Here is a 9,849-nt window from a genome sequence, read left to right on the forward strand (position 1 = left end):
GCACGCCGATCGCACGCCGATCCACAGCAGCAGCACGCCGCCGATCACCTTCAGGTAGGGCAGCTGCAGCAACTGCACCGCGACGATGGTCAGCACGATCCGCATCACGATCGCGGCGGCGCTGCCCCAGAAGATGGCCTTCTTCTGCTGCTCCTGCGGCAGCGAACGGGCGGCCATCGCGATGACCACGGCGTTGTCGCCCGACAGCAGGATGTTGGCGGCGATGATGGCGCCGAAGGCGCCCCACAGGGCTCCTGACGTGAAGTCCATGGGTGTGGATCCTCCTGGTTGTTGTGTRTGTCCGAGAAAGGCGGAATTGTCTTTCAGCCGACGGGCGCCCGGCTTCTGTAGTTTCCACAGCGGCCGGTAGTCCCCCCTCAAAAAAAAGGCCGCCTGCGAAGGCGGCCCCTTTTCGGGCGACTAGGCGAGCGTGCTCAGAGCAGGCCCTTCAGCAGCTTGCCCATCTCCGACGGGTTGCGCGTCACGGTGAAGCCGCAGGCTTCCATGATCTCCAGCTTGGCGTCGGCCGTGTCGGCGCCGCCCGAGATCAGCGCGCCGGCGTGGCCCATGCGCTTGCCGGGGGGCGCAGTGACGCCGGCGATGAAGCCGACGATCGGCTTCTTCATGTTGTCCTTGCACCAGCGGGCGGCATCCGCCTCGTCCGGGCCGCCGATCTCGCCGATCATGATGACGGCATCGGTCTCGGGATCGTCGTTGAACATGCGCATCACATCGATGTGCTTCAGCCCGTTGATCGGGTCGCCGCCGATGCCGACCGCGCTCGACTGGCCGAGGCCGATCTCGGTGAGCTGTGCGACCGCTTCATAGGTCAGCGTGCCCGAGCGCGACACGACGCCGATGCGGCCCTTGCGGTGGATGTGACCCGGCATGATGCCGATCTTGATCTCGTCCGGCGTGATCAGGCCGGGGCAGTTCGGGCCGAGCAGCAGCGTCTGCTTGCCGCCCTTGGCTTCCTTCTGCTTCATGCGGTTGCGCACTTCCAGCATGTCCTTCACGGGAATGCCTTCGGTGATGCAGATGGCGAGGTCCAGGTCGGCCTCGACGGCCTCCCAGATGGCGGCCGCGGCACCGGCCGGCGGCACGTAGATCACGCTGACGGTGGCGCCGGTGCTGGCAGCCGCGTCCTTGACGTTCGCGAAGATCGGGATGCCTTCGAAGTCTTCACCGGCCTTCTTCGGGTTCACGCCGGCGACGAAGCAGTTCTTGCCGTTCGCGTAGTCGCGGCACATGCGGGTGTGGAACTGGCCCGTCTTGCCGGTGATGCCCTGCGTGATGACCTTGGTGTCTTTGTTGATCAGGATGCTCATGGAATTTCCTTGGGGGGTCGTCGCGCGGAGGCTCAGGCTTTCAGGGGGGCCTTCAGGGCGCCCATGACCTTCTGGGCCGCTTCGGCCATCGAGTCGGCGCTGATGATGGGCAGACCGCTGTCGGCCAGCATCTTCTTGCCCAGGTCTTCGTTCGTGCCCTTCATGCGCACGACCAGCGGCACCGACAGGTTGACCGCCTTGCACGCGGCGATCACGCCTTCGGCGATGGTGTCGCAGCGCATGATGCCGCCGAAGATGTTGACGAGGATCGCCTTCACCTTGGGGTTCTTCAGCATGATCTTGAAGGCTTCGGTGACCTTCTCGGCGGTGGCGCCGCCGCCCACGTCCAGGAAGTTGGCCGGCTCGCCGCCGAACAGCTTGATGGTGTCCATCGTCGCCATCGCGAGGCCGGCGCCGTTCACCAGGCAGCCGATGTTGCCGTCGAGCTGGATGTACGCGAGGTCGAACTTGCTGGCCTCGATCTCGGCCGGATCCTCTTCGTCGAGGTCGCGGTAGGCGGTGATCTCGGGGTGGCGGAACAGCGCGTTCGAGTCGAAGTTGAACTTCGCGTCGAGCGCCTTGATGCTGCCGTTGCCTTCGAGGATCAGCGGGTTGATCTCGGCGAGCGACGCGTCGGTGCTCATGTAGCAGCCGTACAGCTTCTTGAAGACGTCGACCGCCTGCGCCTGCGAGGCCTCGGGCACGCCGATGCCCTTGGCGAGCTCGTAGCCTTGCGCGTCGGTCATGCCGGTCAGCGGGTCGATGAAGACCTTCAGGATCTTCTCGGGGGTGCTGTGGGCGACTTCCTCGATGTCCATGCCGCCTTCGCTGCTGGCCATCATCGCGACCTTCTGCGTCGCGCGGTCGGTGACGGCAGCGACGTAGTACTCCTTCTTGATGTCGGCGCCTTCCTCGATCAGCAGGCGGCGCACCTTCTGGCCTTCGGGGCCGGTCTGGTGCGTCTTCAGCTGCATGCCGAGGATCTCGCCGGACAGCTTCTTCACGTCGTCGAGCGAGCGCGCGAGCTTGACGCCGCCGCCCTTGCCGCGACCGCCGGCATGGATCTGCGCCTTCACGACCCAGACCGGGCCGCCCAGCTTCTGGGCCGCTTCGGTGGCCTCCAGCACGCTGAATGCCGGGTAGCCCTTCGGGACCGGGACACCGGCCTGGCGCAGGATTTCCTTGCCTTGGTACTCATGGATTTTCATCGCGGACTCTCTCGCTCAGTTTCTAAAAATGTTCAACGGGCAGGCCCGTCGATGGGGGTGCCTGGCACAGGCAACGCTCGGTACCAGCGGGGGTAGAAGGTGCGCACCACCGGACCGTCGGTGCGCAGCGCATGGCAGCGGTCGAGCTGGAACGGCTGGCGGCCGGACGCATTGTCCTCCCGCGTGTCCAGCACCTCGCCGGCGAAGGCCTGCACGACCGCGGTCGGCAGCACCTGGGTCATTTCCGTCAGATGGGTGCAGCCCAGCACGCCGCCGAGGCGCTGGCGCACCGCGGCGCGGAAGCCCTGCAGCAGGTTCAGGCCGACCAGCCGAGCGTAGGCATCGCCGAGGTCGTTGCAGTGGCCGGGGTACGGCATCCAGCGGGTTTCGGAGCCGGCCTCGACGATGTTGAACGCCTCGTCGACCACCAGGCGCAGCAGCATGTCGTGGATCGGGTCGCCCGCATGGCGGGTCTCGCCGGCCAGCGTCGCGTCACGGGTCTTGATGTCGCTGAGGTGGGCATCCACTTCCCACAAGCCGTTGCCGCGCGCATAGACGCGCACGTCGATGCTGCGTCGATGCTTGAGCTGACGCTCGGGCGCGGCGGTGGGCAAGGCCATCAGGACAGCGATCGGGATGGGTTTCAGGGTGGTTACAGCCGCGGACGAGCCGGAAGGCATCGGCCCGCGCGGGCCCTAGGGCAAACCCCCGAAATGTAGCATCCCGCACCGCAGCAAGCGCCGCGGCGGGCTGTCAAGCCGGCGCAAATGCCTGCGTTTTGCCCACCGGCTGCTTGCCGAGGATGATCATGCCGAGCACCTCGTCCTCGGTCACGTCAGCGGTGCGGTAGGTGCCCACGAGCTTGCCGTTCTTCATCACCGCGAGCCGGTCGCTGAGCTCGAACACGTCGGGCATGTCGTGGCTGATCAGGAAGATGCCGACGCCTTCGGACTTCAGCTGGCGCACCAGGTTGCCGACCATGCGCGTCTCCTCCGGGCCGAGCGCCGCGCAGGGCTCGTCCATCACCAGGATGCGCGCATTGAAGTAGATGGCCCGCGAGATCGCGACCACCTGCCGCTGCCCGCCCGACAGCCGGCGCACCGGCGTGCGGATGTTGGTGAAGTTCTTGTTCAGGCGCTGGAAGACCTGCCGCGCCTGCACCTCCATGAAGTGGTCGTCCAGCGTGCGCCACGGCGTCAGCTTCTCGCGGCCGAGGAACAGGTTGGCGACCRAATCGAGGTTGTCGGCCAGCGCGAGCGTCTGGTAGATCGTCTCGATGCCGTGCGACTGCGCTTCGGCCGGCGTGCGGATGTGCACCTTCTGCCCGCCGATGCGGGTCTCGCCGCTGTCGATCGGGTAGGCGCCGGCCAGCATCTTCATCAGCGTCGACTTGCCGGCGCCGTTGTGGCCGAGCAGCGCGACCACCTCGCCCGGGTACAGCGTAAGGTTCACGCCCTCGACGGCGCGCACGCCGCCGAAGGCCTTGTGGATGTCGACCAGTTCGACGAGGGGTTCCATCAGCTTTCCTGCACGTAGCGGCGGTACAGCACGTCGAACACGACGGCCACGATCAGCACCTGCCCGATGATCACCATGCGCTTGCCGATCGGCACGTCGAGCAGCAGCATGCCGCTGTCGAGCGACTGCATGATCAGCGCGCCCAGCACCGAGCCGAGGATCGAGCCGCTGCCGCCGGACAAGGCGGTGCCGCCGATCACCGCGGCGGCGATCACGTAGAGCTCCATGCCGCTGCCCAGCGAGTTGGTGCCGGCGTTCAGGCGCGCCACCGAGACGATCGCCGCCACCGTGATCAGCACGCCCAGCAGCGCGAACAGCATCAGCGTGACGCGCCGCACCGGGATGCCGACCAGCGCCGCGGCATCGGGGTTGCCGCCCATCGCGAACACATAGCGGCCGAAGCGGGTGCGGTGCACGATGAACGACAGCCCGCCGGCCACCACGCCCCAGATCAGCACCGGCACCGGGATGCCCTGCGCCTCGGTCTTCGACGAGATCCGGTAGGCCGACATCAACGCGACGAAGCCGAGCAGCAGCGCGATCGTCAACCCGGTCAGCAGCGCATCGACCCACAGCGGCTCCAGCGCCATGCCGTGGCGCTGCTTCGCGCGCCGGCGCAGCAGCATGCGCACGACCAGCGCCGCGCCGAGCAGCCCGCCCAGCACCCAGCTCGGGCCGACGCCGATCGCGCCGTCGTAGCCGCCGCCGAGGTTGACGAAGAAGTCGTCGCTGACCGGCTGGGTCTTGCCGTCGGCGACCAGGAAGGCCGCGCCGCGGAACGACATCAGCCCGCCCAGCGTCACGACGAACGACGGCACGCCGAGCACCGCCGTCAGCCCGCCCTGGTACACCGACACCAGCAGCGCCACCGCGAGGCCGGCCAGGCAAGCGGCCTGCCACGACCAGCCGGCGGTGTACTGCAGGTAGGCGATCAGCACACCGACGAAGCCCATCGTCGAGCCGACCGACAGGTCGATGTGGCGCGCGACGATCACCAGCACCATCACCGTCGAGACGATGCCGACCACCGCCGTCTGCTGCGCGATGTTGTAGAGGTTCTCCGGCGACAGGAAGATGCCGCCGGACATCGCGTGGAACACCAGCGACATCACGGCGAGCACCAGGCCCATCAGCACCAGCCGCCAGTCGACGGCGGCGCGACGCAACTGTTCGATCAATGGACTCACTTGCAGGCTGCGGGCACCTTGTCGCCCGTCACGCCCTTGCACAGCTCGTCCTTCTTGATCCAGCCGGCCTTGACGACGAGGTCGAGGTTGTCACGCGTGATCGCCACCGGCGCCAGGAAACGCGACTGCAGCGCGATCTTCTTCTCGCCGCCGTTCCAGCTGACGGCCTTCTCGGGCGACTTGCCGCCGCCGAGTGCCACCGCCGCGCTGGCGGCCTCGCGGCCCAGGTCGCGCGCATCCTTCCAGACTGACACCGTCTGCGAGCCGGCGGCCACGCGGTTCAACGCGGCGAAGTCGCCGTCCTGGCCGGACACCGGGATGCCCTTGATGCCCTTGCTGGTGAGCGCGGCCACCACGCCGCCGGCGGTGCCGTCGTTCGACGCGACGACCGCGTCGATCTTGCCGCCGTTCTTCGTGATGATCTGCTCCATGTTCTTCTGCGCGACCTCGGGCTTCCAGCCGTCGGTGTACTCCTCGCCGACGATCTTGATGTCGCCCTTCTTGACGGCGGCGTCGATCACCTCCTGCTGGCCTTCGCGCAGGAAGTTCGCGTTCGGGTCGGTCGGCGAGCCCTTGATCATCACGTAGTTGCCCTTGGGCTGGGCCTTGAAGACGGCGCGCGCCTGCAGGCGGCCGACCTCCTTGTTGTCGAAGGTGATGTAGAAGACGCCGGGCGCCTCGATCAGGCGGTCGTAGGCCACCACCGGCACCTTCTGCTTCGCGGCCTTGTTGACGGCCGGCAGGATCGCGTCCTTGTCCATCGCGAGCACGATCAGCACCTTGGCGCCCTTGGACATCAGGCCCTCGATGTCGCCCAGCTGCTTCTCGGGCGAGCCGCCGGCATCGGCGCTCACGTACTTGGCGCCCAGCTTCTCGAGCTGGGCCTTGATGGCCGCCTCGTCGGTCTTCCAGCGTTCTTCCTGGAAGTTCGACCAGCTGACGCCGACGGTGAGCTGCGCCTGGGCGGCGGTGCTGAGGGATCCGAAAGCGAGCGCGAACGCGACGGCGCCCAGGGTGTGCTTGAACTGCATGTCTCTCTCCTGTCTTGTGGGGGTCTGTCTTGTGGGAGCATCACTTCGGCCGCCGGCGGGCGCAAGTTGGGCCGCGCCGACATAGTTTGAGTGACGAACGAAATGTTGCTGCAATCCGTTTCGGCGTCATCGGGACAAGCCCTGAGTCGCGTCCTCAGAGACCGCACGGGGTTCGGAATCCTCGGAGACTCGGACGTGCTTTCTCTCTCGCAGATGGCTGATGAGCAGTGCCGCCATCTCGAGGTCGGTCAACTTGTGTGCTCGCCTGAGCGCGACCAGCAGGTCACAGGTTTCGTCAGACCGGACCTCGTCACCGGAAAGTCGGGTGACGACGTGGGCCCACTCGTCAACCCGGCATCGCGAGTACGTCACGTGATGGCGAGCGGCCAGCTCCGCCACATATCGGCTGACTCCCGACATGGGAATGCGGATCGTGAGTTCCGCATCGGCAGGCTTGTGTTCCACGATCTTCCAGCGCGCAATCCGTCAGTTCACTCGATGAAACGCTGTCCCGCAAGCGCCGATAGATTCGACCGCAACTTTAATCCGCTCGGACATCATCAGGGCCATATACCATCCCCATGGGCGGAAAACATCGGCATCTACTACACGGATCTTTCTCGAAGTCGATCAATCCACTCACCACCCAAGCCATTCATTGCATCGTTGATCGGCCAGTTCGGCGCGCTCTCAATTAAATGGAGCAAGGTCCAAGCAAGCCCAAAGCAGTCATCCGGCCCAAAGAGCTTGGGCAGTGCCTGGGCCTCCTCGTCCGAGATTGGTTTTTTAACTGTCGATAATTGCGCCTCAATGGCTTGAACCTCTGAGACAGTTGCAGTGGATGAACTCGGAAGAGGGCCAAGATTTAGAAGGGATTGGATCGATGCTTGCATCTTTGTTCCGTCACTTGCCCATGAGCGATCGAGCCTCAGCGCGTCGGATACAGCGGCCGAGGCGAACTCTTCGGACTCGGTTAACACCTAKGCTCTTCAGCTTCCAAGCACCGATCACAAGACCAACTTTTCATCTAGCCATACGTCCTCATGCGTACTCGTAGCGAGGAAGCGCCAACCTGGAGCGAGCCCCAGATATGGGAGAACGATGGGCGCCCACTCCTCCAGATGCAAGGCGTGCAAGGGAAGAAAGAAATTCTTGTCATCAGACCAATCTTCGCCCGCCCAGATATACCACCCACACGTATCGTGTTGCGGCGCTACGCGCAGTCCGTTGACTGGCATAGCACCGCTTCTTAGATTCCTTGATACCCCAACCTTCAGGGTCAAGTCGCAGGCGACATAAGGTGCGCCGTACCGATTGCAAATCGCTTGCTGTGCTTTGACGAGCATTTGGGCCACGTCACACTTCATGCCCCAGCAATGAAACGAGCAACAACTCCCTTGGATCGGGCAGGGAAGACAACTCGAAGTTCGTGGTCGACATATGACCACGCAAGCGGAGGCTCGACAGTATCCGACTCGAAGCTCTTTGCCCAATCAGAAAGCGTCGTTTGAAGTATCTCCAGATAGGTGCGGCACTCTGCCGGATTGTTATGCAACGGAAGGTCGCTGTGTAGAACCACAACCTTCCTATTACTTATCCAACTTAGATCACGGAGGCAGTCTTGCAATGCATCCCAATTTCCACCGAAGTAGTCAGGAAATTTGCCAGTGCGCGCCAAGGCTGCCAGTAGTTCGCCCTTGAAGCGAATCCCAGCAGGAACCTTCAGCACGAAGTCGTCCTGCTCGAACATGGGGTCCGGGGAGTCGGAGTACTCGAATGTCGTTTTGACAGCTGCCATCGTTTGCTCCGCCTATGGATTCACTCGAATGAACGTGCGGTAGTGGTCCGGCGTGTAGAAGGTTTCCCCGCCTTGTCCCTTCACGATCCGCTGGGGGCCCGGGCCGTTTACGCCAGGAGTCGGATGCACGTACTCCTTATAGTAGCCGCTTGGCTGCTGCGGTAGCAGTCCCTCTTTGTTCGCGAACACGGAACCATCGTTTCGGCTCGGAAAGCTCTTGCCGGCAGATATGCGATCGAGTGTCGGTGTYAGATCGACCGTGCCTTGGAGGACGTTTCCTGTCGCACGGTCAGTCACCTTCACGCCGTTGATGAAGGGCGTCTCGCCAGCAGCCCCCTTTGCGGTAACTCCTTTGGGGCCGCCCCCCTGCCTTCCTCCAAAGCCCAGGAAAACGGCCATTGCGACGCCTTCTCCGCTGGAGATTCCTAGATCTCTGGGACCGTCAAAGCCTGCCTCAACCAATGCTTCATTGCCCGTGATGCTTCCCCACGTCACGGCAGCCAGACTTGCCAAGCCCGTGCCTGCGGTACGCCACATCGGATCCAGCGTCGGGTCAATCATTTGACGGCGCCTCTCCGCCGTATTCCAGCGAAGCCCACCACCGAGCGCACTCTGAGTTCCGAGCATCTGGACCTTCGGTGGTCCACCAAAGACGCTACCGGCGCACGATGACGTGCAGCTGTTGTCGGGGCCGTTTGACACCGTATGGGTCGTAGCACCGGCCGTTACCTCCACCGTGGCCATCGTCAAGATCGGCGGCGCGTCGCTTACAGTGATTTCTGGCGCCTTGCTCGGTGTCAGCTCATTTGGATTCCACCCGCTCAGGTCCGTGCTGTTCAGTGGCCTGTTCTCGACATAGCTGTAGCGGTTGTAGCTCTGTAGCTCATAGGGTTGCGTCACCGCGCGGTCCACTGATAGGAAGCGCCCGATCGTCGCGTCGTACATCCGCCCGTTCATGTGCGTGAGCCCGATGTCGTCGAGCTGCTCATGGCCGGTGAAGCCGCGGTCCGTGCCGCTGTTGACGGCGGGACTCCAATCGACGACGAGAGCGCCTGTCGCGTCGTAGTTGCCGTTSGCRAAGCGCCGCTTGCCGAACGGGTCGTAYGCRTCRCGGGCCGTCACRTCGCCGTTGTGGTCSGTCGTCGCCGCGATGCTGCCCAGGTGATCCTTGTGCCARTACTCCAGCTTCACCGCGCTCAGGCTCGACTGCACGGGTGGTGCGGTCTGCGTGGATCCRAGYGWMGGCAGCGCKCCGGTGGTGACCAGCACSCCGAGGCTCTGGCCGCCTGCGCTCAGGTAGTGGCGGTTGCTCGTGACCGCAGGGTTCGCTGCGCTCGGACTTGTCGGCGTATTGACTTCGCTCTCGAAGGCCAGGCCACCCGTGTTGTCCGGGTGCAGGTACCACGTCGTTCGAGTACCGGCGTTCGTGCCACTCGGAATCGTCCGCACCTCGCGAATGCGCGCATGGTCCTCGTCGTAGTTCCACACGTAGCTCGGTCCGCCTGACGGCCCTTGCACGCCGCTCTGGCTGTCCGGCAGGTTGAAGCCCGTGTACGCGATCCCGCGGTACTTGCCCGCCGTCGCGCTCGCGATGTTCCCGTTCGCATCGAAGCCATAGCTGTTGGCTGCGGCTCCCTCGATGCTTTGAACGGCGTGCGGTCGAACCGAGGTCGCCCCCTGCGCGCCGTAGTTGTAGATGCCGACATCGCTCTTGTAGAGGATGCTGCCCAGCGCGTTGTATTGCAGGCTCACCGTGCGCACCAGGCCGCTGATCGCAGG

The 9,849-nt window shown here is 64.5% G+C and carries 11 protein-coding genes; 1 reads left to right on the forward strand and 10 read right to left on the reverse strand.

Annotated features, from left to right (window positions below):
- The 7 genes from AC1D15_RS08990 to xylF all read right to left on the reverse strand — a co-directional run.
- The coding region (locus tag AC1D15_RS08990; RefSeq protein WP_477825711.1) for a TerC family protein at positions 1 to 270 on the reverse strand (270 nt) is incomplete at its 3' end.
- Between the two features lie 164 nt (positions 271 to 434).
- Positions 435 to 1,328, reverse strand: coding sequence for a succinate--CoA ligase subunit alpha (gene sucD / locus AC1D15_RS08995; protein WP_047501162.1), 894 nt, complete (start codon positions 1,326 to 1,328; stop codon positions 435 to 437).
- A gap of 32 nt (positions 1,329 to 1,360) precedes the next feature.
- Complete coding sequence (gene sucC, locus AC1D15_RS09000) at positions 1,361 to 2,536, reverse strand: ADP-forming succinate--CoA ligase subunit beta (protein WP_047501160.1); 1,176 nt, start codon at positions 2,534 to 2,536, stop codon at positions 1,361 to 1,363.
- Between the two features lie 32 nt (positions 2,537 to 2,568).
- Positions 2,569 to 3,156: a DUF2889 domain-containing protein gene (locus AC1D15_RS09005; RefSeq protein WP_477825712.1), complete on the reverse strand. Its 588-nt coding sequence runs from the start codon at positions 3,154 to 3,156 to the stop codon at positions 2,569 to 2,571.
- Positions 3,157 to 3,289: 133 nt separating this feature from the next.
- The gene (locus AC1D15_RS09010) at positions 3,290 to 4,054 is read right to left on the reverse strand and encodes an ATP-binding cassette domain-containing protein (protein WP_477825713.1); all 765 of its coding nucleotides are present in this window, start codon (positions 4,052 to 4,054) and stop codon (positions 3,290 to 3,292) included.
- Positions 4,054 to 5,184, reverse strand: a complete 1,131-nt coding sequence (locus AC1D15_RS09015) for a sugar ABC transporter permease (protein ID WP_477825719.1) — start codon at positions 5,182 to 5,184, stop codon at positions 4,054 to 4,056. The genes AC1D15_RS09010 and AC1D15_RS09015 overlap by 1 nt, the downstream gene beginning before the upstream one ends.
- Before the next feature lie 53 nt (positions 5,185 to 5,237).
- Positions 5,238 to 6,272: a D-xylose ABC transporter substrate-binding protein gene (xylF, locus tag AC1D15_RS09020; protein ID WP_477825714.1), complete on the reverse strand. Its 1,035-nt coding sequence runs from the start codon at positions 6,270 to 6,272 to the stop codon at positions 5,238 to 5,240.
- A 195-nt stretch (positions 6,273 to 6,467) separates the two neighbouring features.
- On the opposite strand from xylF, the gene AC1D15_RS09025 reads away from it, so the two are divergent.
- Entirely contained in the window at positions 6,468 to 7,091 is a 624-nt protein-coding gene (locus AC1D15_RS09025) for a hypothetical protein (RefSeq protein WP_477825715.1), read from the forward strand.
- 188 nt (positions 7,092 to 7,279) lie between these two features.
- Here AC1D15_RS09025 and AC1D15_RS09030 read toward each other — a convergent pair whose 3' ends face one another.
- The 3 genes from AC1D15_RS09030 to AC1D15_RS09040 form a co-directional block, all read right to left on the reverse strand.
- Positions 7,280 to 7,639, reverse strand: coding sequence for an immunity protein Imm33 domain-containing protein (locus AC1D15_RS09030; protein WP_477825716.1), 360 nt, complete (start codon positions 7,637 to 7,639; stop codon positions 7,280 to 7,282).
- Entirely contained in the window at positions 7,636 to 8,070 is a 435-nt protein-coding gene (locus AC1D15_RS09035) for a barstar family protein (RefSeq protein ID WP_477825717.1), read from the reverse strand. Before AC1D15_RS09035 ends, AC1D15_RS09030 begins: the two co-directional genes overlap by 4 nt.
- A 12-nt stretch (positions 8,071 to 8,082) precedes the next feature.
- Positions 8,083 to 9,849 (reverse strand): RHS repeat-associated core domain-containing protein (locus tag AC1D15_RS09040; protein WP_477825718.1); only part of this gene is annotated, 1,767 nt, incomplete at its 5' end.

This window comes from Rhizobacter sp. P2_H2 (assembly GCF_056403375.1).